Genomic DNA, 21770 nt, shown 5'->3' with positions numbered 1-21770 from the left:
GCGGCATACGGGCAGTGGTCCCGGCATATTTGTCGTCCCCAGCTGCACGATCGCTTCAGTGATGCCATGTGTCAGCACCCATCCACTGAAGAAGAAGGCTGCGAAGTGCGTACGTACAGCCCCAAGCCCGGCGATGTGACTCGCCAGTGGCATGTCATTGACGCTCAGGACGTCGTCCTGGGCCGTCTCGCCACCACCGCCGCGTCCCTTCTCCGCGGCAAGCACAAGCCGATCTACGCGCCCCACGTCGACACCGGTGACTTCGTCATCATCATCAACGCCGACAAGGTGCACCTCTCCGGCAACAAGCGGACCCAGAAGATGGCGTACCGCCACTCCGGCTACCCGGGTGGTCTGCGCTCCGTCCGCTACGACGAGCTGCTCGACAAGAACCCCGAGAAGGCCATCGAGAAGGCCGTCAAGGGCATGCTCCCCAAGAACACGCTGGGCCGTCAGATGCTCTCGAAGCTGAAGGTCTACAAGGGTGACGTGCACCCGCACGCTGCGCAGCAGCCGGTGCCGTTCGAGATCACCCAGGTCGCGCAGTAGTTCCGGCCACCCCCTAAGACAGAAAAGAATCTGAGGAGCATCGTGGCCGAGACCACTGTTGAGCAGCCGGTCGAAGAGACCGAGACCGAGCTCGTCGACATCGACAGCTACACCACCGAGTCCGAGGTCCCCGTCGAGGGCGAGTACACCTCGGAGTCGCTGGCGTCCCGCTTCGGCGACCCGCAGCCGGCCGCCGGCCTGGGCCGTCGCAAGAACGCCATCGCCCGCGTCCGGATCGTCCCGGGCACCGGCAAGTGGAAGATCAACGGTCGCACCCTTGAGGACTACTTCCCCAACAAGGTGCACCAGCAGGAAGTCAACGAGCCCTTCAAGGTGCTCGAGCTCGAAGGCCGTTACGACGTCATCGCCCGTATCGCTGGTGGCGGTGTCTCCGGCCAGGCCGGCGCGCTCCGTCTCGGTGTCGCCCGCGCGCTGAACGAGGCCGACGTCGACAACAACCGCGGCCCGCTGAAGAAGGCCGGCTTCCTCAAGCGCGACGACCGTGCGGTCGAGCGCAAGAAGGCCGGTCTGAAGAAGGCCCGCAAGGCCCCGCAGTACAGCAAGCGCTAATCACCAGCTGCCTGCACGTACTCCGAACGCCCCGGCGGCACGCCACATGTGCCGTCGGGGCGTTCGTTTATCCCAGCCAAGGGCGTATAACGACACAAGACGCTCAAAGGCTGGTGTGATCGCATGACCGGGCGCCTGTCATCATTTCCAGGCAGCAAGGACGCTTCCTCAGGAGGACAAGTGGGACGACTCTTCGGCACGGACGGCGTGCGCGGTGTCGCCAACGCGGACCTGACCGCCGAAATGGCGCTCGGCCTGTCCGTCGCGGCGGCGCACGTGCTGGCCGAGACGGGCACGTTCGAGGGCCACCGGCCGACGGCGGTCGTCGGACGGGATCCGCGTGCGTCCGGGGAGTTCCTGGAGGCGGCCGTGGTCGCCGGGCTGGCGAGCGCGGGCGTGGACGTCCTCACCGTCGGCGTGCTGCCGACCCCCGCCGTGGCCTTCCTCACCGGCGCGCTCGGCGCCGACCTCGGCGTCATGCTCTCCGCCAGCCACAACGCCATGCCGGACAACGGCATCAAGTTCCTCGCCCGCGGCGGGCACAAGCTCGACGACGAGCTGGAGGACAGGATCGAGGGCGTCTACGAGTCCCACCGGCACGGTGAGCCCTGGGAGCGGCCCACCGGCGCGGGCGTCGGCCGGGTGCGGTCGTACGACGAGGGGGCCGAGCGGTACATCGCCCACCTGCTCGCCGTCCTGCCCAACCGGCTCGACGGCCTGAAGATCGTCCTGGACGAGGCGCACGGCGCGGCCGCGGGGGTCTCGCCGGAGGCGTTCCGCCGGGCGGGCGCGGAGATCATCACCATCGGCGCGGAGCCGGACGGGCTCAACATCAACGCCGGCTGCGGTTCGACCCACCTCGGCCCGCTGAAGGCCGCGGTCGTCGAGCACGGGGCCGACTTCGGCATCGCGCACGACGGGGACGCGGACCGGTGCCTCGCCGTGGACCACGCCGGCGAGGAGGTCGACGGCGACCAGATCATGGCCGTCCTCGCCCTCGCCATGCGGGAGCGTGGTGCGCTGCGCGCGGACACCGTCGTCGCCACCGTCATGTCCAACCTCGGCTTCAAGCTGGCGCTGGAGCGGGCGGGGCTGCACCTGGTCCAGACCGCGGTCGGCGACCGGTACGTCCTGGAGGAGATGAAGGAGCACGGCTACGCCCTCGGCGGCGAGCAGTCCGGGCACGTCATCATCCTCGACCACGCGACGACCGGTGACGGCACGCTGACCGGGCTGCTGCTGGCGGCGCGGGTCGCGCAGACCGGGACGGCGCTGCGGGAGCTGGCGGGCGTGATGGAGCGGCTGCCGCAGGTGCTGATCAATGTGCCGGACGTCGACAGGTCGCGGGTGCGGACCTCGGCGGACCTCGCGGCCGCCGTCGCCGAGGCGGAGCGGGAGCTGGGGGAGACCGGGCGCGTACTGCTCCGTCCCTCGGGGACCGAGCCGTTGGTGCGGGTGATGGTGGAGGCGGCGGACATCGAGCAGGCGCGGTCGGTGGCCGGGCGGCTGGCTGATGCGGTGAAGTCCGCGCTGGGGTAAGGCCGTTGCGGGGGTGGCGGGGAAGGTGCGTCTCGGGCTGACGGTTCGTCGTGGCTGGTCGCGCAGTTCCCCGCGCCCCTAGGTTTCTTGACGCCGCTGTCTCCAGAAGTACTTCTGGGCGATGAGTGTCGCCGTGCCCGCCAGGACGATGCCCAGCAGGTTCAGCAGCAGTTGCTCGGTCGATCCCCATGCCTGGCGGTACTCGTTGTACGCGAAGGCCACCGCCGCGTTCGCCGCGGCCGGGACCGTGGTGACCGAGATGGCCACGCCCACCAGGGCGCCCGACTTGGCGGAGGTGAGGGAGAGTATCCCGGCGATTCCCGCCAGCACCGCGACGACGAAGGAGAACGCGTCGGGGCGGTAGATGAAGTTGGTGTTCGGCCGCGTGGCCTCCAGCTGCACCTTGGTGAACAGGCCGAGGCCGTCCATGAAGTACGTGAAGCCGACCGTCACCAGCATCGCCACCGCGAACCCCACCAGCAGCGCGATCACGGAGCGGAGCGCCAGGCGGGGGTGACGCTGGACCAGCGCCGTGCAGATGCCGGCCAGCGGGCCGAACTCGGGGCCCACGGCCATGGCGCCCACGATCAGGATCGCGTTGTCCAGGACGACACCGCAGGCCGCGATCATCGTGGCCAGCACGAGGAAGGCGACGTAGGTGACGGACAGCGTCGACTCCTCGTGGGTCGCCTCCGTCAGCCCCTCCCACAGCACCGCGTCGGCGCCCTCGCCCGGTGCCTCCGCCTCGGCCTTGTCGGCCCGGTGGGAGAGGGACAGGTCGATGTTCTCGACGGCGATCGAACCGGTGCGGTCGAGGTCCAACGCCCGCAGCGCGGCGATGAGTTCGTCGCCCGCCTCGCGGGCCACGTCGCACAGGACGACGTCCCCGGCGGGATTGCGGGCGGCGCCGGGCAGCACGACGAGGTGAGCCGTGCCGACCGTCTTCTCGATCAGCCGGACCACGTCGTCCGTGTCGTCCGGCGGGGTGATCAGGCGCAGATGCAGCATGGGGCCTTTCTAACAGGCCCGGATGTCAGAGCTTGCGCAGCCTCAGGCGCTGGACCTTGTGGTCCGGGCCCTTGCGCAGGACCAGGGTGGCGCGGCCCCGGGTGGGGGCGATGTTCTCGACGAGGTTGGGCTTGTTGATGGTGCGCCAGAGGGTGCGGGCGTAGTCGACGGCCTCCTCCTCGGACACCTGGGTGTACTTCCTGAAGTACGAGTCGGGGTTCTGGAAGGCGGTCTGGCGCAGCTTCTTGAAGCGGTTGAGGTACCAGTTCTCGATGTCCTCGGCGCTCGCGTCGACGTACACGCTGAAGTCGAAGTAGTCCGCGAGGCCGACCCGGGTGCGGCCGTCGCTGCCGGGCAGGGCGGGCTGCAGGACGTTGAGGCCCTCGACGATCAGGATGTCCGGGCGGCGGACCGTGAGCTTGCGGTCCGGGACGATGTCGTAGATGAGGTGCGAGTAGACGGGGGCGGTGACCTCGTCCTTGCCGGCCTTGATGTCGGCGACGAAACGGGTCAGGGCCCGGCGGTCGTACGACTCGGGGAATCCTTTGCGGGACATCAGCCCGCGGGCCTGGAGTTCCTTGGTGGGGAGCAGGAAGCCGTCGGTGGTGACCAGCTCGACCCGGGGGTGCTCGGGCCAGCGGGAGAGCAGGGCCTGCAGGAGCCGGGAGACCGTGGACTTGCCGCAGGCCACCGAGCCCGCCACGCCTATCACGAACGGGGTGCCGGCCTGGGAGCCCTGCTCGCCCAGGAAGGTGTTCAGGGCGCCTCGGAGGCCGTCGGTGGCGCCGACGTAGAGATTCAGCAGCCGGGAGAGCGGGAGGTAGACGTCCCGCACCTCGTCGAGGTCGATGACGTCGCCGAGACCGCGCAGCTTCTCGACCTCCTCGGCCGTGAGCGGCAGCGGCGTCTTGTCGCGCAGCGCGCTCCACTCGTCACGGGTGAGGTCGACGTAGGGAGTCGCCTCCGGCCTGTGCCGGTGGGCGCTCCGGGAGATCGGGGAGACCGGAGAGATCACATTCCATTGTTAACGGAGTTTGAACAGAACGGCGGGTGGGGTCGGTCACGGTCGCCCGCGCGGGAGGGCGGGCGGCGGGCGGCCGGAAGGCGCGTACGGCGGCGGGAATTTCCGATTTCGGGCACGCGGTGCCTCTTTCCGCGGCGGTCCCGCACTTAGGCTGCCGCTCATGTGTGGAATCGTGGGATACGTGGGGGCGCAGTCGGCGCTCGATGTGGTCGTCTCCGGGCTGAAGCGGCTGGAGTACCGGGGGTACGACTCGGCCGGTGTCGCCGTGCTCGCGGACGGCGGGCTGGCCTCGGCGAAGAAGGCCGGGAAGCTGGTCAACCTGGAGAAGGAGCTGCTGGAGCGGCCGCTGCCGACCGGGTCCACCGGTCTCGGGCACACCCGCTGGGCCACCCACGGCGGGCCGACGGACGCCAACGCGCATCCGCACCTCGACAACGCGGGCCGGGTCGCCGTCGTCCACAACGGGATCATCGAGAACTTCGCCGCGCTGCGGGCCGAACTGGCCGAGCGGGGCCATGACCTGGCCTCGGAGACGGACACCGAGGTGGTCGCGCACCTGCTCGCCGAGGAGTTCTCCGCCGCCGCCGATCTCGCGGAGGCGATGCGGCTGGTGTGCCGCCGCCTCCAGGGCGCGTTCACGCTGGTCGCGGTGCACGCCGACGCGCCGGGCGTGGTCGTGGGCGCGCGCCGCAACTCCCCGCTGGTGGTGGGCGTCGGCGAGGGCGAGGCCTTCCTCGCCTCGGACGTCGCCGCGTTCATCGCCCACACGCGCTCCGCGATCGAGCTGGGCCAGGACCAGGTGGTGGAGCTGCGCCGGGACGGCGTGACGGTGACCGGCTTCGACGGCACCCCGGCCGAGGTCCGCTCGTACCACGTGGACTGGGACGCGTCGGCGGCGGAGAAGGGGGGCTACGACTACTTCATGCTCAAGGAGATCGCCGAGCAGCCCAAGGCGGTCGCCGACACCCTCCTGGGCCGTATCGACGCGGGCGGCTCGCTGACCCTGGACGAGGTCCGGATCGGCGCCGCCGAGCTGCGCGAGATCGACAAGGTCGTCATCGTCGCCTGCGGTACGGCCTTCCACGCGGGCCTGATCGCCAAGTACGCCATCGAGCACTGGACGCGCATCCCGTGCGAGGTGGAGCTGGCCAGCGAGTTCCGCTACCGGGACCCGATCCTGGACTCGCGCTCGCTCGTCATCGCCATCTCGCAGTCCGGCGAGACCATGGACACGCTGATGGCGCTGCGGCACGCGCGGGAACAGGGCTCGAAGGTGCTCGCCATCTGCAACACCAACGGCTCGACGATCCCCCGTGAGTCGGACGCGGTGCTCTACACCCACGCCGGACCGGAGGTCGCGGTCGCCTCGACCAAGGCGTTCCTCACCCAGTTGGTCGCCTGCTACCTGGTGGCCCTCTACCTCGGCCAGGTGCGGGGCACCAAGTGGGGCGACGAGATCGGCGCCGTCATCCGGGACCTCTCGCAGATCTCCGGCGAGGTCGAGCGGGTCCTGGAGACCATGGAGCCGGTACGGGCGCTGGCGCGCACCCTGGCCGACAAGAAGACGGTGCTGTTCCTCGGCCGGCACGTCGGCTACCCGGTCGCCCTCGAAGGCGCCCTGAAGCTCAAGGAACTGGCGTACATGCACGCCGAGGGCTTCGCGGCGGGCGAGCTGAAGCACGGGCCGATCGCGCTGATCGAGGAGGACCTGCCGGTGGTGGTCGTCGTCCCGTCCCCGCGCGGCCGGTCCGTCCTGCACGACAAGATCGTCTCCAACATCCAGGAGATCCGGGCCCGGGGCGCCCGCACCATCGTGATCGCGGAGGAGGGCGACGAGGCGGTCGTCCCCTACGCCGACCACCTGATCCGCATCCCGGCCACCCCGACCCTGCTGCAGCCGCTGGTCGCGACCGTCCCGCTGCAGGTCTTCGCCTGCGAACTGGCCACCGCCCGGGGCAACGAGGTGGACCAGCCGCGCAACCTGGCGAAGTCGGTCACCGTGGAGTGACCTGTGCGGTGACCTTAGGGTGCTGACCATGAGCATCATCGGGGTCGGTATCGACGTCGCCGAGATCGACCGGTTCCGGGAGTCGCTGGAGCGGACTCCCGGGCTGGCCGGGCGGCTCTTCGTCGAACGGGAGTTGTTCCTGCCGAGCGGGGAGCGGCGCGGCCACGCCTCGCTCGCCGCGCGGTTCGCGGCCAAGGAGGCCCTGGCCAAGGCGCTGGGCGCGCCGCCCGGGCTGCTCTGGACGGACGCGGAGGTCGTCGTCGAGGACAACGGGCGGCCACGGCTGCGGGTGCGGGGCAGCGTGGCCGCGTGCGCGGCGCAACTCGGGGTCCGGTCGTGGCATGTGTCGCTCAGTCATGACGCGGGGGTGGCGTCGGCGGTGGTGATCGCGGAGGGGTGACCCGAGGGGCCGTCGGCGGATGCGCGGGCCGCCGGTTCCGGGGGAGACTCGGGGCATGCGGACTGCTTACAGCGTGGAGACGGTACGGGCGGCCGAGCGGGAGCTGATGGCACGGCTGCCGGAAGGGGCGCTGATGCAGCGGGCCGTCGCCGGGCTGGCCGCCGCCTGCGCCGATCTGCTCGGACGGGTGTACGGCAGCCGGGTGGTGCTGCTGGTCGGCAGCGGGGACAACGGCGGCGACGCGTTGTACGCCGGGGCGCGGCTGGCGCGCCGGGGCGCCGGGGTCACGGGGGTGCTGCTCGCGCCGGAGCGCACGCACGAGGGCGGGCTCGCGGCGCTGCGCCGGGCCGGTGGGAGAGCCGTACTGCCGGGCGCCGCCGAGGAGTTGATCCTGCGGGCCGATCTCGTCGTCGACGGCATCGTGGGGATCGGCGGGAAGGGCGGGCTGCGGCCCGAGGCGGCCGCGCTGGCGGCGGTCGTGGCGCGGTCCCGGGCGGCCGTCGTCGCGGTGGACCTGCCGAGCGGGGTGGAGGCGGACAGCGGTGAGGTGCGCGGGGCGGCCGTACGGGCGGACCTGACCGTCACCTTCGGGACGCACAAGCCGGGACTGCTGATCGATCCGGCGCGGGAGTACGCCGGTTCGGTGCGGCTGGTCGACATCGGGCTCGAACTGCCCGCGGCGGCCGAGCTGGAGGCCTTGCAGGACGTGGACGTGGCCCGGCTGCTGCCGTCGCCGTCGGCGGAGAGCGACAAGTACCGGCGGGGAGTGGTCGGGATCGCGGCCGGTTCGGCGCGCTATCCGGGTGCCGCCGTGCTCGCCGTCGCGGGCGCGCTGCGGGGCGGGGCCGGGGCCGTACGGTACGTCGGGCCCGCCGGGGACGAGGTGCTGGCCCGCTTCCCCGAGACGCTGGTGTCGGACGGCGGGCCGCGCAAGGCGGGGCGGGTGCAGGCGTGGGTGGTCGGGCCCGGGGCCGGGGACGACGCGGAGGCCGTCGCCGGGGTGCTGGAGCAGGACGTGCCGGTACTGGTCGACGCGGACGGGCTGCGGCTGGCCGACCGGGACGTGGTGCGCGGCCGTACGGCGCCGACCCTGATGACGCCGCACGCCGGGGAGGCGGCGGCCCTGCTCGGGGTACGACGGGAGGAGGTCGAGGCCGGCCGGCTCGCGGCGGTGCGGGAGCTGGCGGCGGCCTATCGGGCGACGGTGTTGCTGAAGGGGTCGACGACGCTGGTGGCGGCGCCGGGGGGTGGGGCGGCGGCCGTCCGGGTGAACGCGACGGGGACGCCGTGGCTGGCCACCGCCGGGAGCGGCGACGTGCTGTCGGGGCTGGCGGGGTCGCTGCTGGCGTCCGGGTTGGACGGGCGGGACGCGGGGAGTGTGGCCGCGTATCTCCACGGGCTCGCGGGGCGGTTCGCGGCGGAGGGGGCGCCGACGGTGGCCCACGAGGTCGCCGAGCAGCTGAGGTCCGCCTGGCGGGGTGTTTTCCCACCCGCCCACCCGACTCGGTAGGCCGAGAAGGCGCCGTCCAGGGGTGGTTCGGTCGTGGTGCGTGTGCGGGTGGGTGGGGGCTGGGCGCGCAGTTCCCCGCGCCCCTGACGGGGCGCTCCGCTCGGGGCGCTCCACCTGGGTGACCTCGCCGCGCGGCTCCTCGGGATTGGGGGGTGGGCGGGGTTGTCTGATCGCATGATCAGAGGACGAATCGTGCGTGGGGTGGCGGGGAGCCTTCTTGCCGCTGTGACGGTTGTGTCGGTCGGGGCCGGGAGTGTGGTCGCCGACAGCGGTGTTCCCGAACCCACCGCCGCCGTTCCGGAGTCGGACCTGGTGCCGGGGGTCGCGCCGGGGCCCGGGCAGCCGTGGCAGGTCGACACGCCGGACCAGAGGCTGGCGCCGAAGGTGTACACGCCGACCGCCGAGGAGGACGCGGTCGAGCCGAAGGCGGCGGCGCCGGGGACGTACGACCTGATCGAGTACGTGCCGCTCAGCGACGCCGTGTCCAAGGTGAGCTGCTCCAAGCTGACCGGGCCGTACCAGAAGCAGATCGAGCAGTGGCTGAAGCTGAAGGCGGACGGGAAGCAGTCCACCGCCGACTGCAAGGCCATCCAGACGTTCCAGAAGCAGTACAAGATCAAGCCCGCCATCGGGTTCGCCGGGCCGGTGACCTGGTACCAGATGATGCTGCTGTCGGCGAAGAAGGATCCGAACGCCAAGAAGAACTGCCCGGTGAAGTCGTACCGGGTCGCCTGTGTCGACCTCAACCGGCAGGTCACGTGGGTGCAGAAGGGCGGCAAGGTGATCTACGGGCCGGTGCAGATGCGGAGCGGGCGCAAGGGGTACGCGACCCGGGCCGGGTGGCACTCCGTCTACTGGCGGCACAAGAACCACTGGTCGACGCTGTACAACTCGCCCATGCCGTACGCCCAGTTCTTCGACGGCGGGCAGGCCTTCCACGCCGTCTACGGCTCGATCTACACCACCGTCGGCTCCTGGGGCTGCGTGAACCTCAAGCTCGGCGACGCCAAGAAGCTGTGGAGCGTGCTGAAGAAGGGCGACAGGGTGTACGTGTGGGGGCACCGGACGGGTACCTGAGCCCTGTCCGGTGCCGGTAGCGGGGCCTGTGCCCGAGGGCTCTCCGAGGCCTCTGAGACACTGGGGGCGCGATGACTGAGACAGCGACTGCACCGACCGCCCCCCGGCGCGCCCGCGCCGAGATCGATCTGGCCGCCCTGCGGGCCAACGTGCGGACCCTGCGTGCCCTCGCGCCGGGCGCGGCCCTGATGGCCGTGGTGAAGTCCGACGCGTACGGCCACGGGGCACTCCGGTGTGCCCGCGCGGCCGTCGAGGCGGGCGCGAGCTGGCTCGGTACGGCCACCCCCGAGGAGGCCCTGGCGCTGCGCGCGGACCCCGGGCTGCCCGCGGACGTGCGGATCATGTGCTGGCTGTGGACCCCGGGCGGGCCCTGGCGGGAGGCGATCGAGGCCGGCCTGGACGTGTCGCTGAGCGGGATGTGGGCCCTGCGTGAGGTGGTCGCGGCGGCCCGGGAAGCCGGTCGTCCCGCGCGCGTGCAGCTCAAGGCCGACACCGGGCTCGGGCGCAACGGCTGCCAGCCCGCCGACTGGCCCGAACTGGTCGCCGAGGCGCTGCGCGCGCAGGCCGAGGGGCTGGTCCGGATCACCGGTCTGTGGTCCCACTTCGCCTGCGCCGACGAACCCGGGCACCCCTCCGTCGCCGCCCAGCTCACCCTCTTCCGGGAGATGCTCGCGCACGCCGAGGGGCAGGGTGTGCGCCCCGAGGTGCGGCACATCGCCAACTCGCCGGCCACCCTCACCCTCCCCGAGTCCCACTTCGACCTGGTCCGCACCGGCATCGCGCTGTACGGCGTCTCGCCCAGCCCCGAGCTGGGCAGCGCGGCCGACTTCGGCCTGCGCCCGGTGATGACCCTGTCCGCCTCCCTCGCCCTGGTGAAGCACGTACCGGGCGGGCACGGCGTCAGCTACGGACACCACTACGTCACGCCCGGCGAGACCACCCTCGGACTCGTCCCCGTCGGCTACGCGGACGGCATCCCGCGCCACGCCTCCGGCACCGGGCCGGTGCTGGTCGGCGGCAAATGGCGGACGGCCGCCGGACGCATCGCCATGGACCAGTTCGTCGTCGACCTCGGCGGCGACGAGCCCGAAGTCGGCTCCGAGGCCGTGCTGTTCGGCCCGGGCGACCGGGGCGAGCCCACCGCCGAGGACTGGGCCCAGGCCGCGGGCACGATCGCGTACGAAATCGTCACGCGCATCGGAACCCGGGTGCCCCGCGTCTATGTGAATGACGAACCGAGTGGGCAGGAACCAGGGGACGGCGACTGACCTCCGGGGTTCGGCAGCGGCACAACCCGGTTACACCTGTAGCAGCAGCATCAGTCACCTCGTCGGCATCACCCGTGTCACCGAACCGGCGAACTGCAGTACGGCGAAGAGGAGCGGTACGTGAGCGAGAGCAGTGCGGAGGCCGTAGCCGACGCCGCGGCGGCCGTCGCCTCCGCCACGGGGGTGGACGGGAGCTGGCGCAAGGTGACCGGTATCGCCGGCGCCGCCATAGGGGTGCTCGCGGCCGGGGCGGCCGCGGGGGTCGCCGTGGAGCGGATGACCGTCGGCCGCGGGATGCGCCGCAAGGCCCGGCTGGCCCTGGACTCGGCGGGCCCCTACGGCACCCTGCGCGGCAACCCCGGCAAGGCGCGGGCCGACGACGGCACCGAGCTGTACTACGAGGTCGACGAGGTGGAACCCGACCTCGGCCCGGCCGTCTCGCCGCGCCGCCGCCGGCTCTTCGGCCGCAAGGCGCCCGCGCCCGTCACCGTCGTCTTCAGCCACGGCTACTGCCTCAACCAGGACTCCTGGCACTTCCAGCGCGCGGCCCTGCGCGGGGTCGTCCGCACCGTGCACTGGGACCAGCGCAGCCACGGCCGCTCCGCGCGGGGCGTCGCCCAGCACGAGGACGGGGTGCCGGTCACCATCGACCAGCTGGGCCGGGACCTGAAGGCCGTCCTCGACGCGGCCGTCCCCGAGGGGCCGATCGTCCTGGTCGGGCACTCGATGGGCGGCATGACCGTGATGGCGCTGGCCGCGCAGTACCCCGAGCTGGTGCGGGAACGGGTGGTGGCGACCGCGTTCGTCGGGACCTCGTCGGGGCGGCTCGGCGAGGTGAACTTCGGGCTGCCGATCGCCGGTGTCAACGCGGTGCGCCGGGTGCTGCCCGGAGTGCTGAAGGCGCTCGGCACGCAGGCCGCGCTGGTGGAGAAGGGGCGCCGGGTGACCGCCGATCTCTTCGCCGGGATCATCAAGCGGTACTCGTTCGCCTCCAAGGACGTCGACCCGGCCGTCGAGCGGTTCGCCGAGCGGATGATCGAGTCCACCCCGATCGACGTGGTCGCCGAGTTCTACCCGGCCTTCGTCGACCACGACAAGACCGCCGCGCTCGCCTACTTCCAGGATCTGCCGGTGCTGGTGCTGGCCGGGGTGCAGGACCTGGTCACGCCCAGCGAGCACAGCGAGGTCATCGCCGACCTGCTGCCCGACGCGGAGCTGGTGCTGGTCCCGGACGCCGGGCACCTGGTCATGCTGGAGCACCCGGAAGTGGTCACCGACCGCCTCGCCGACCTGCTCACCCGCGCGGGTGCCGTGCCGGCAGGGGCTACGGTAAGTGGCTATGGAAGCACCAGCAGCACGGCACAGCCGGGCTGAGACCGAGTTGACCGTCGGTTCCCCCGGGCAGATGGGGGAACTGGGCCGCAGACTGGCCAAGTTGCTGCGCGCCGGTGACCTCGTGATGCTCAGCGGCGAGCTCGGCGCCGGGAAGACCACGCTGACCCGCGGACTGGGCGAGGGGCTCGGGGTGCGGGGCGCCGTCACCTCGCCCACGTTCGTCATCGCCCGCGTCCACCCCTCCCTCGGGGGCGGGCCGCCGCTCGTCCACGTCGACGCGTACCGCCTGGGCGGCGGGCTCGACGAGATGGAGGACCTGGACCTCGACGTCTCGCTGCCCGAGTCCGTGATCGTCGTGGAGTGGGGCGAGGGCAAGGTCGAGGAGCTGACCGACGACCGGCTCATGGTCCGGATCCACCGGGCGGTCGGCGACACCACCGACGAGGTACGGCACGTCACCCTGGCGGGGCTGGGGGAGCGGTGGGCCGGGGTGGAGCTGGGGGTGCTGTCGGCCTGAGGACCGTGTGAACGTTCCGACAAGGCGTCGGCAAGATATTGCGCCGGACGTATCGGGCGTGGTCACATGGTACCCAGTCCGTAGTTAGGTCTACCTAACTACGCCCGCCCCCGCACCTCAGGAGGCGCCCGTGTCCGTGTCCCAGTCCGAGGAGCGGCGACCGGTCGCGGTCGCCGGAGTCTCCATGCGCGAGCTGCTGGCGTCGTGCGCGGCCGCTGACGCGGTGTCCCGGCCGCCGAGAGCGCCGGAGCCGGTGGCGCCGCCGGTGGAGCAGGACCGCAAGGCCGCCTAGGCGGGGGTCCGCCGGTCGGTGGTCCGGTGCGGGTGCGTGGGGGTTGATCGCGCAGTTCCCCGCGCCCCTGAGGGGCGCGCTCCTCGCGCCCTCTCTCAAGAGCTAGCGGATCACGAGGACCTTTACGCCGATCGTTGCGAAGTTCCACATGGCGTTGCCGTCGGGGCGGGTTTCGCGGATGCCGCCGGTTTTGACGGTGGGGTCGGGGGTTGCGCCGGTGCTCATGGGGGTGAGGGCGCTGAAGCCGATGGCGGAGCCGTCCTTGGTGGTGGTGAAGCGGACGACGTGTTCGATGGGGAGGCCGTCGGTGCCGGTGACGGCCTTCGAGCGGGAGGTGACCCAGTAGGCGCCCGGGGCGGGGTCGATGGTGCCGGGGGTGACCTTGAAGGTGCGGGTGACGCGGCCCCGCTCGTCGACGAGCCAGACCCGGTCGTCGTCCACCGAGTACACCACGCGTTCACCCGTTCCGGATCCGTTCGGAAGGGCGGCGGGGTGCCGGTGGTCGCGGGGTGCCTTGGAGGCCGGTGCGCCGGGCGCCGGGCTCACCGCCGGTCGGCCGCCGAGACCGGGCGGGACGGTGGCCGAGGCCTGGTAGGCGAGCAGGCCGACCGCCCCGACGGCCGCCGCGGTGAGGCCGGCCACGACTCCCGAGCTGGTCCCTGCCACGTGTGCCACCCCTGCCTCGCCGTAGAGCCACGCCGTATATGTCGTACTTCGTACAGACCGTAGCAGTCAGTGACCGTCCGACCCGGCCGGGCGTGCGCACGGCGTCGGAGCCGTAGGCTGTTCGCGTGCTCTTGCTCGCTCTGGATACCGCCACCCCCGCCGTCACCGTCGCGCTGCACGACGGTACGGCCGTCATCGCCTCGTCGAGCCAGGTGGACGCACGCCGGCACGGCGAGCTGCTGCTGCCGGCCGTCGACCGCGTCCTCGCCGAGGCCGGGGTCAGGCTGGACGCCGTCACCGGGATCGTCGTGGGCGTCGGCCCCGGCCCCTACACCGGCCTGCGGGTCGGTCTGATGACCGCCGACACCTTCGGGCTCGCGCTCGGGGTGCCCGTCCACGGTCTGTGCACGCTCGACGCCCTCGCCTACGCGGCCGACATCGAGAAGGGGCCGTTCGTCGTGGCGACCGACGCCCGTCGAAAAGAGGTCTACTGGGCGACGTACGCCGACTCGCGCACCCGGCTCACCGAACCGGCCGTCGACCGGCCCGCCGACATCGCCGGGCAGGTCGCCGGGATGCCCGCCGTCGGGGCCGGGGCGCTGCTCTACCCCGACACCTTCCCGGTCGTGCACGAACCCGAGCACGTCTCCGCCGCGGCCCTCGCGTCCCTCGCCGTGGAGCGGCTGGCCGCGGGCGCGGAGCTGCCCGAGCCCCGGCCGCTGTACCTGCGCCGCCCGGACGCCCAGGTGCCCAAGAACTACAAGGTGGTCACGCCCAAGTGACCGCACAGCTGCGCGAGATGCGCTGGTGGGACATCGACCCGGTCCTGGAGCTGGAGAAGGACCTGTTCCCCGAGGACGCCTGGTCCCGGGGGATGTTCTGGTCCGAACTGGCGCACGCCAGGGGACCGGAGGCGACCCGGCGGTACGTCGTCGCCCTGGAGGGCGACCGGATCGTCGGCTACGCGGGACTCGCGGCCCAGGGCGCGGCGCCCGAGGGCGAGGCCGCCCCGGTGGGCGACATCCAGACCATCGCCGTACGCCGTGACCAGTGGGGCACCGGGCTCGGCGGCGAGCTCCTCACGGAGCTGCTGCGGGCCGCGACCGCCTTCGAGTGCGCCGAGGTCATGCTGGAGTGCCGGGTCGACAACATCCGAGCCCAGAAGCTCTACGAGCGGTTCGGCTTCGAGCCCATCGGGTTCCGGCGCGGCTACTACCAGCCGGGCAACGTGGACGCCCTGGTGATGCGGCTGACCGACCCTTCCTCCTCAGTGCAAGGAACCGAGATCAATGGCTGACGAACCCCTGGTCCTGGGGATCGAGACCTCCTGCGACGAGACCGGCGTCGGCATCGTCCGGGGCACCACGCTCCTCGCCGACGCCGTCGCCTCCTCCGTCGACGAGCACGCCCGCTTCGGCGGGGTGGTGCCGGAGGTGGCGTCCCGGGCGCACCTGGAGGCGATGGTCCCGACCATCGAGCGCGCGCTGAAGGACGCGGGCGTGAGCGCGAAGGACCTGGACGGCATCGCGGTCACGGCAGGACCGGGGCTCGCGGGCGCGCTGCTCGTCGGCGTCTCGGCGGCGAAGGCGTACGCGTACGCCCTCGGCAAGCCCCTCTACGGCGTGAACCACCTCGCCTCCCACATCTGCGTCGACCAGCTGGAGCACGGCCCGCTGCCCGAGCCGACGATGGCCCTGCTGGTCTCCGGCGGCCACTCCTCCCTCCTCCTCTCCTCGGACATCACCTCCGACGTACGGCCGCTCGGCGCGACCATCGACGACGCGGCCGGCGAGGCCTTCGACAAGATCGCGCGGGTGCTGAACCTGGGCTTCCCGGGCGGCCCGGTCATCGACCGCTACGCGAAGGAGGGCGACCCGCGGGCGATCGCCTTCCCGCGCGGTCTCACCGGCCCCCGCGACCCCGCCTACGACTTCTCCTTCTCCGGCCTGAAGACCGCCGTGGCCCGCTGGATCGAGGCCAAGCGCGCGGCCGGCGAGGAGGTCCCGGTCCGCGATGTGTCGGCCTCCTTCCAGGAGGCGGTCGTCGACGTCCTGACCCGCAAGGCCGTCCGCGCCTGCCGGGACGAGGGCGTCGACCACCTGATGATCGGCGGCGGTGTCGCCGCCAACTCCCGGCTGCGCGCCCTCGCGGCGGAGCGCTGCGAGGCGGCCGGTGTCCAGCTCCGGGTGCCGCGCATGAAGCTGTGCACCGACAACGGCGCGATGGTGGCCGCCCTCGGCGCGGAGATGGTCGCCCGCAACCGGACCCCCTCCGGCTGGGACCTCTCGGCGGACAGCTCCCTGCCCGTGACCGACCCGCACGTCCCCGGCACCCACCACCACGACCACGTGCACGAGGTCAGCAAGGAGAACCTCTACTCGTGACGGTCGCCCTGATGTGGGAGGCGCGGGCGACGGAGGGCCGGGGCGAGGAGCTGGTCGCCTGGGCGCGCGAGCAGAAGCTCCCCGAGGCCCCGTCGCGCCGGGAGACCTTCCGGGCGCCGCAGGACCGGGTGCTGGTCATCACGTGGTGGGAGGCGTCGTACGACGACCCGGGCATCCCGGAACTCCCCGACCCGCCGGGCGACTTGGTGACCCGGCCGGTCCACCGCTGGCGGTTCGAGTCGGTGAGTGACACCCCCTAGGGCCCCTGTCCGAGGCCCCTGGAGCCCCTGGAAGGCAGCGCCAAAAGGCTGAGCCGCACCCGACACGGCGTCGGTCGGCCGAGCGCCGGGCGGGCGAGGTGGATAACTGGATTTCCACACCATCAGCGAGCCGCCCGCCTCGGAGGGCAGATGCACCTACCCCGCGCCTTGCGTTCGATCGTCGCCGTCGCCTCGGTGGGAGCGGCCCTGACGGCCTCCCCCGCGTGGTCCGCCCCGCCCGCCGCCGGCACCGGACCCGGACCGGCCGTCCACGCGGGGGCCACCCGGTCCCCCGACTCCGGCCCCGCAGTACACCATGACACCTCGCCACCGCTGCGCGAGCTGGGGCGGAGAGCCAGGGTCGTGCCCCGTGGAACGGTGCCGCGCCCGCCCCTCACCAGGGCCGGCGGCCGGGACCGGATCCGGCTGGGCGTCAGTTTCGAGGGCATCCGGGAAGGCGGCGGCACCCCGCCCGACCCCAACGCCTCGGTGGGCTCCCGCCAGGTCGTGGAGATCACCAACTTCGACCTCGCGGTGTTCTCCAAGTCCGGTGCCACGCTGCTGGGACCGCTCACGACCCAGACCCTGTTCAAGGGGTTCGGCGGACCGTGCGAGACCGCCGGGGCCGACTTCCTCGGGGACCCCGAGGTCCGCTGGGACTCCCTGGCCCGCCGCTGGGTCATCAGCCAGTTCGCCAGCGACGACGGAACCACCACGAACCGGGTGTGCGTGGCCGTGTCCCGGACCGAGGACGCGACCGGCCAGTACTACCGCTACGCCTTCGGGTACCGGAACCTCCCCGACCACCCGAAGTTCGCGGTGTGGCCGGACGCCTACTACATGAACGCCACCGCGGCCGGTCCGCTCTTCGAGTCGTGCGCCTGGGACCGGGCGAGGATGCTGCGCGGAGCCGACGCCGACCAGCAGTGCTTCGACGTCCCGGCGGCGACCATCCCGATCGGCTCGGACCTCGACGGCACGAATCCGCCCCCGCGCGGCGCGCCCAACCTGCTGATCAACCTCGGCCCCACCGGCGACAACAGCCTGCAGTACTGGCGCTTCCACGCGGACTGGAAGAACCACCGCCGCACCACCCTCGCGGGACCGTTCCGGCTGCCGGTGGCCCCCTACACCCCGGCCTGCGCGAGCACCGATCCCACCCAGTGCGTCCCGCAGGCCGGCACCGCCCAGAAACTGGACTCGCTCTCCTACTCGCCCATGTACCGGTTCGCCTACCGCAACTTCGGCGACCACGAGTCCCTGGTCGTCAACCACGCGGTCGACGCCCGTGGCGGTGTCGGCGTGCGCTGGTACGAACTGGGGCTGCGCGCCGGCCGGCCGGTCGTCCGCCAGCAGAACACCTACGCCCCGGACTCCACCTACCGGTGGATGGGTTCCGCGGCCATGAACAGGAGCGGCGACATCGCCCTCGGCTACTCGCAGTCGTCCGCCCGGACCCGTCCCTCGATCCGGGTCACCGGACGCCTGGCGGGCGACCCGCCGAACCGGATGACGTTCCGCGAGACCACCGTGTGGACCGGCGCGGGCTCCCAGACCGGCAGCAACCGCTGGGGCGACTACACCTCCATGGCGATCGACCCGGTGGACGACTGCACGTTCTGGTACACCAACCAGTACCAGCCGGCCGACGGCACCGGGAACTGGAACACCCGGCTCGCCTCCTTCCGGCTCAGATCCGTGTGCCGTTGACCGTCAGGGCCACGTCGATGTTGCCGCGCGTGGCGTTGGAGTAGGGGCAGGCCTGGTGGGCCGCCCTGGCCAGCGCGGTCGCCTGTTCGTCCGTGAGTGACGGCAGGGAGATCCGCAGTTCGGTGCCGAGCCGGAGGCGACCGCCTCCGGCCGGGACCAGGGAGACGGACGCGTCGACCTCCGCGTCGTCCGCCTGGAGCCCGTCGCGCTGCCCGAGGAGGGCGAGCGTGGTGCCGAAGCAGGCGGCGTAACCGATCGCGAAGAGCTGCTCGGGGTTCACGCCCTCGCCGTCGCCGCCCATTTCCTTGGGCAGGCGCAGCTCCAGGTCCAGCCGCCCGTCGCTCGTCCGCCCATGGCCGTTGCGGCCGCCGGTGACGTGCGCCTGGGCCGTGTACAACGCGTTGCTCATCCCAACCCCCTGTGTTGTTACCGTAGTTCGAACCTCCCACTTCAAAATCAGGAAGTCAATGACTTATGATTCAGAAGTGGAACAGCGAACCTACAACCAGTACTGCGCCACCGCGCGCACCCTCGACCTCGTCGGCGAACGCTGGACCCTGCTGCTGATCCGCGAACTGCTGACCGGGCCCAAGCGGTACGGCGATCTCCAGGCGAGCCTGCGCGGTCTGGGTACGGGACTGCTGGCCGCGCGCCTCAAACACCTCGAGCGCGAGGGCCTCGCCCACAAGGTCACGCTCCCGCCGCCCGCCCGGACCCCCGCCTACGCGCTCACCCCGGCGGGCGAGGAACTCGGCCCCGCGATCCTGGAGCTGGCCCGCTGGGGCCTCAAATGGGCGATGGGCGAGCGCCGTGACACCGAGGCGTTCCATCCGGGCTGGGCCGTGCTCGGCCTGCGCGCCTGCTTCGACCCCGAGGCCGCGGCAGGGCTCCGTACGGTGTACGAGTTCCGGATCGACGACGAGGTGTTCCACGCCCGGATCGACGACGGGACGGTCGAGGCCGTGCACGGTCCGGCCCAGTACCCCGACGCGACCGTCACGATGAGCGAGGAGTCCTTCGTCCGCCTGACCGGCCAGGGCCTCACCTTCGCGGAAGCCGTCGAGACGGGCGTGGCGTCCGCCGACGGCGACCAGGAGGCGTTGCGCAGGCTGAAGGGCCTGTTCCCGCTGCCGCTGCCGCATTCCCGGAATCCGTAGACAGCGCAGCCGCGCCACCGTCACCCTGAGTGCATGAGCGGTGGCGCTTGGGCCCCCTTCGTCGCGCACACGGCTGCGGCCTGACGGTCAGTCCAGCTCCGTCTCGCAGCGCAGCACCCGGTCCGGCCCCAAACGTCGTACCGGACCGGTCAGTTGTAGGGTCACCGTGCTCTGGGTGTCCGCGCTCGACGCCCCCACGCGCAGCTCCAGTGCCCCCGGCTCCACCACTCGCGCCCCCTCCCGGTCCGTGAACGCCGACAGGTCCGCGTGGAAGTGGAAGGTCACCCTTCGCGATGCGCCCGGGGCCAGGTCCACGCGCTGGTAGCCGATCAGGCGGACGTCCGGGCGGGTCACCGAGGCCACCGGGTCGTGGAGGTAGAGCTGGACGACCTCGGTGCCCGGGCGGTCGCCCGTGTTGCGGACGGTCAGGGTCACGTCGTGGGAGCCGTCCGTGGGGATCTCGGCGGTGGCCGGTGAGCCGAGGGTCCAGGCGAACGCGGTGTAGGAGCGGCCGTGGCCGAAGGCGTACAGCGGGGTCGGGTCCAGGTTGCTGACCTCGCCCGCGAGGCCGAGCGGGGGCTGGAGGTAGGTCCAGGGCTGGCCGCCGGGCTCGCGGGGCACGCTCACCGGCAGGCGGCCCGAGGGGTTGACGCGGCCCGCCAGTACTCCCGCCACCGCCGGGCCGCCCTCCTCGCCGGGGAAGAACGCCTGGACGACCGCGCCGAGCCGGCCGTGCCAGCGGCCCAGTGCGTACGGGCGGCCGGTGAGCAGGACGAGGACCACCGGGACGCCGGTCGAGAGAAGTGCGTCCAGCAGGTCCGCCTGGATGCCCGGCAACCCGAGGTCCGTGACGTCGCAGCCCTCGCCCGAGGTGCCCCGGCCGAACAGGCCCGCGCGGTCGCCGAGGACCGCCACGCACACGTCGGCCTCGGACGCGCGTGCCACCGCCTCCGCGAAGCCGGACGGGTCCGGGTCCGTCACGTCGCAGCCCTCGGCGAACGTCACCTTCGCGTCCGGGAGTTCGGCGCGCAGGGAGTCGAGGACGGTGGGGATGGAGATGCCCAGGTCCGCCTCGGGGTGATGGGTGAGGACGTGGGAGGGGAAGGAGTAGCAGCCGAGCATGGCGAGGGCGTCGGCGGCCCGGGGGCCCACCACCGCCACGCGGGTGTCGGGGGCGAGCGGGAGGAGGCCGTCGGGGTTGTCCAGCAGGACCACGGACTCCTCGGCGAGGCGGCGGGCGAGGGCGCGGTTGGCCGTCGAGTCGAGGTCGATGGGGCCTTCTGGCGCGGGGTCCCAGTCCGCGTCCAGCAGGCCCAGTTCGCACTTCTGGAGCAGGACCCGGCGGGCCGCGCGGTCCACCAGGGACTCCGGGACCGTGCCCGCGCGGACCGCTGCCACGAGCGGGCGGCCGTAGCACTTCAGGGTCGGGAGTTCGACGTCGATGCCCGCCGCCAGGGCGAGATGGGCCGCCTCCGCCTCCGTACCGGCCACCCGGTGGAGGGTCTGGAGGAAGCCGATGCCGAAGTAGTCGGCGACCACCGTGCCGTCGAACTTCCAGTCCTCGCGGAGGAGTTCGGTCAGCAGGCGGGGGTCGGCGGAAGCGGGGACGCCGTCGGTCTCGTTGTAGGCCGCCATCACCGAACGGGCGCCGCCCTCCCGGAGCGCCATCTCGAAGGGGGGCAGGGTGACGTCCGCGAACTCCCGGACGCCCGCCCGGACCGGGGCGAGGTTGCGGGCGCCGACGGAGGCGGCGTACCCGGCGAAGTGTTTCAGCGTGGCGATGATCCCGGCCGACTCCAGGCCCCGGACGTAGGCCGTGCCGACCGTGCCCACCAGGTACGGGTCCTCGCCGATCGTCTCCTCGACCCGCCCCCAGCGCGGGTCGCGGACCACGTCCAGGACGGGGGCCAGGCCCTGGTGGACGCCGACCGAGCGCAGGTCCTCGCCGATCCTGCGGCCCAGTTCCTCGACGAGCGGCGGGTCGAAGGCGGCGCCCCAGGCGAGCGGGACCGGGTAGGCGGTGGCCTGCCAGGCGGTGAAGCCGGCCAGGCACTCCTCGTGGGCGATCGCCGGGATGCCGAAGCGGCCGGCGGCGGTGATCCGGCGCTGGGCACGGGCCAGTGCCCGCGCGCCCAGCGCCGGGTCCACGGGGGCGGTGCCGAAGGAACGGGTCAGCTGGCCGAGGCCGAGCGTGATCAGCTCCTCCCATGCGTAGTCGGCGGTCATCTCGCGTTGCAGCGGGGCTACTCCGTCGCCGTCGGTGGCGGCGCCCACCCACACGCCGTACAGCTGGGCGGTCTTCTCCTCCAGGGTCATCCGGGAGAGCAGATCGTCGACGCGGGCGGTGGCGGGCAGCGCGGGGTCGCGCCAAGGAGCGGTGGTCATGAAACTCCCGTCTCTGCTCTCTGCATGCTGCGAATGTTTCGTACCACACACCGAATGTTCCGGGAACCTATGGCGCGCGAAGGTCTTCGTCAAGGGGGAGCGCGGGGATAC

22 protein-coding genes are annotated in these 21770 nt (G+C 72.3%); 17 read left to right on the top strand and 5 right to left on the bottom strand.

Translation table 11 applies throughout. The features are described from left to right. Positions 1–105: 105 nt before the first annotated feature. The 3 genes from rplM to glmM all read left to right on the top strand — a co-directional run bounded on the left by rplM (position 106) and on the right by glmM (position 2658). A complete protein-coding gene (gene rplM / locus ACGFZS_RS13775) occupies positions 106–549 on the top strand; it encodes a 50S ribosomal protein L13 (RefSeq protein ID WP_020941688.1) in 444 nt (147 codons plus the stop codon). A 42-nt stretch (positions 550–591) separates the two neighbouring features. Next, the gene (gene rpsI / locus ACGFZS_RS13770; RefSeq protein ID WP_359215039.1) at positions 592–1119 is read left to right on the top strand and encodes a 30S ribosomal protein S9; all 528 of its coding nucleotides are present in this window, start codon (positions 592–594) and stop codon (positions 1117–1119) included. Positions 1120–1299: 180 nt separating this feature from the next. Next, positions 1300–2658, top strand: coding sequence for a phosphoglucosamine mutase (glmM, locus tag ACGFZS_RS13765; RefSeq protein ID WP_355711263.1), 1359 nt, complete (start codon positions 1300–1302; stop codon positions 2656–2658). Positions 2659–2736: 78 nt separating this feature from the next. Here glmM and ACGFZS_RS13760 read toward each other — a convergent pair whose 3' ends face one another. Further along, complete coding sequence (locus ACGFZS_RS13760) at positions 2737–3666, bottom strand: DUF389 domain-containing protein (RefSeq protein WP_393795239.1); 930 nt, start codon at positions 3664–3666, stop codon at positions 2737–2739. A gap of 25 nt (positions 3667–3691) precedes the next feature. Beyond that, complete coding sequence (coaA, locus tag ACGFZS_RS13755) at positions 3692–4681, bottom strand: type I pantothenate kinase (RefSeq protein WP_359215048.1); 990 nt, start codon at positions 4679–4681, stop codon at positions 3692–3694. 169 nt (positions 4682–4850) lie between these two features. Between coaA and glmS the strand changes: the two genes are divergently transcribed. The 8 genes from glmS (at position 4851) to ACGFZS_RS13715 (ending at position 13097) form a co-directional block, all read left to right on the top strand. After that, a complete protein-coding gene (gene glmS / locus ACGFZS_RS13750) occupies positions 4851–6698 on the top strand; it encodes a glutamine--fructose-6-phosphate transaminase (isomerizing) (RefSeq protein ID WP_393795238.1) in 1848 nt (615 codons plus the stop codon). A 28-nt stretch (positions 6699–6726) separates the two neighbouring features. Further along, entirely contained in the window at positions 6727–7098 is a 372-nt protein-coding gene (locus ACGFZS_RS13745) for a holo-ACP synthase (protein ID WP_393664415.1), read from the top strand. A 55-nt stretch (positions 7099–7153) separates the two neighbouring features. Then, the gene (locus ACGFZS_RS13740) at positions 7154–8608 is read left to right on the top strand and encodes an NAD(P)H-hydrate dehydratase (protein ID WP_393795237.1); all 1455 of its coding nucleotides are present in this window, start codon (positions 7154–7156) and stop codon (positions 8606–8608) included. A gap of 174 nt (positions 8609–8782) precedes the next feature. Next, the gene (locus tag ACGFZS_RS13735; RefSeq protein ID WP_393795236.1) at positions 8783–9685 is read left to right on the top strand and encodes a L,D-transpeptidase; all 903 of its coding nucleotides are present in this window, start codon (positions 8783–8785) and stop codon (positions 9683–9685) included. A gap of 71 nt (positions 9686–9756) precedes the next feature. Continuing rightward, positions 9757–10953: an alanine racemase gene (gene alr / locus ACGFZS_RS13730; RefSeq protein ID WP_393795235.1), complete on the top strand. Its 1197-nt coding sequence runs from the start codon at positions 9757–9759 to the stop codon at positions 10951–10953. A 120-nt stretch (positions 10954–11073) separates the two neighbouring features. Beyond that, entirely contained in the window at positions 11074–12327 is a 1254-nt protein-coding gene (locus ACGFZS_RS13725; RefSeq protein ID WP_359215066.1) for an alpha/beta hydrolase, read from the top strand. Continuing rightward, complete coding sequence (gene tsaE / locus ACGFZS_RS13720; protein WP_393664425.1) at positions 12293–12805, top strand: tRNA (adenosine(37)-N6)-threonylcarbamoyltransferase complex ATPase subunit type 1 TsaE; 513 nt, start codon at positions 12293–12295, stop codon at positions 12803–12805. The genes ACGFZS_RS13725 and tsaE overlap by 35 nt, the downstream gene beginning before the upstream one ends. 130 nt (positions 12806–12935) lie before the next feature. Then, complete coding sequence (locus ACGFZS_RS13715) at positions 12936–13097, top strand: hypothetical protein (protein WP_393795234.1); 162 nt, start codon at positions 12936–12938, stop codon at positions 13095–13097. A 102-nt stretch (positions 13098–13199) separates the two neighbouring features. Here ACGFZS_RS13715 and ACGFZS_RS13710 read toward each other — a convergent pair whose 3' ends face one another. After that, the gene (locus tag ACGFZS_RS13710) at positions 13200–13763 is read right to left on the bottom strand and encodes a hypothetical protein (protein WP_393795233.1); all 564 of its coding nucleotides are present in this window, start codon (positions 13761–13763) and stop codon (positions 13200–13202) included. A 125-nt stretch (positions 13764–13888) separates the two neighbouring features. Between ACGFZS_RS13710 and tsaB the strand changes: the two genes are divergently transcribed. The 5 genes from tsaB (at position 13889) to ACGFZS_RS13685 (ending at position 18117) form a co-directional block, all read left to right on the top strand. Beyond that, a complete protein-coding gene (gene tsaB / locus ACGFZS_RS13705) occupies positions 13889–14545 on the top strand; it encodes a tRNA (adenosine(37)-N6)-threonylcarbamoyltransferase complex dimerization subunit type 1 TsaB (protein WP_355711252.1) in 657 nt (218 codons plus the stop codon). A gap of 17 nt (positions 14546–14562) precedes the next feature. Further along, a complete protein-coding gene (gene rimI / locus ACGFZS_RS13700) occupies positions 14563–15060 on the top strand; it encodes a ribosomal protein S18-alanine N-acetyltransferase (RefSeq protein WP_359215412.1) in 498 nt (165 codons plus the stop codon). Next, entirely contained in the window at positions 15053–16147 is a 1095-nt protein-coding gene (gene tsaD / locus ACGFZS_RS13695) for a tRNA (adenosine(37)-N6)-threonylcarbamoyltransferase complex transferase subunit TsaD (RefSeq protein ID WP_393795232.1), read from the top strand. Before rimI ends, tsaD begins: the two co-directional genes overlap by 8 nt. After that, on the top strand, positions 16144–16407 hold the full coding sequence (locus ACGFZS_RS13690) for a hypothetical protein (protein WP_393795231.1): 264 nt from the start codon (positions 16144–16146) through the stop codon (positions 16405–16407). Before tsaD ends, ACGFZS_RS13690 begins: the two co-directional genes overlap by 4 nt. Before the next feature lie 150 nt (positions 16408–16557). Continuing rightward, positions 16558–18117, top strand: a complete 1560-nt coding sequence (locus ACGFZS_RS13685; protein WP_393795230.1) for a hypothetical protein — start codon at positions 16558–16560, stop codon at positions 18115–18117. Here the strand turns inward: ACGFZS_RS13685 and ACGFZS_RS13680 are convergent. Further along, positions 18098–18526, bottom strand: coding sequence for an organic hydroperoxide resistance protein (locus ACGFZS_RS13680; protein ID WP_393795229.1), 429 nt, complete (start codon positions 18524–18526; stop codon positions 18098–18100). The genes ACGFZS_RS13685 and ACGFZS_RS13680 overlap by 20 nt on opposite strands. A 76-nt stretch (positions 18527–18602) precedes the next feature. Here ACGFZS_RS13680 and ACGFZS_RS13675 point away from each other — a divergent pair, with 76 nt between their 5' ends. Continuing rightward, on the top strand, positions 18603–19274 hold the full coding sequence (locus ACGFZS_RS13675) for a winged helix-turn-helix transcriptional regulator (protein WP_393795228.1): 672 nt from the start codon (positions 18603–18605) through the stop codon (positions 19272–19274). An 87-nt stretch (positions 19275–19361) separates the two neighbouring features. On the opposite strand, the gene ACGFZS_RS13670 is transcribed toward ACGFZS_RS13675, so the two are convergent. Next, positions 19362–21659: a glycoside hydrolase family 3 N-terminal domain-containing protein gene (locus tag ACGFZS_RS13670; protein ID WP_393795227.1), complete on the bottom strand. Its 2298-nt coding sequence runs from the start codon at positions 21657–21659 to the stop codon at positions 19362–19364. Positions 21660–21770 lie beyond the last annotated feature (111 nt).

The organism is Streptomyces sp. NPDC048288 (assembly GCF_043201555.1).
Lineage (GTDB): Bacteria > Actinomycetota > Actinomycetes > Streptomycetales > Streptomycetaceae > Streptomyces.
The sequence above is the reverse complement of the archived record's forward strand: the minus strand, read 5'-3'. Positions and strand labels throughout refer to the sequence as shown.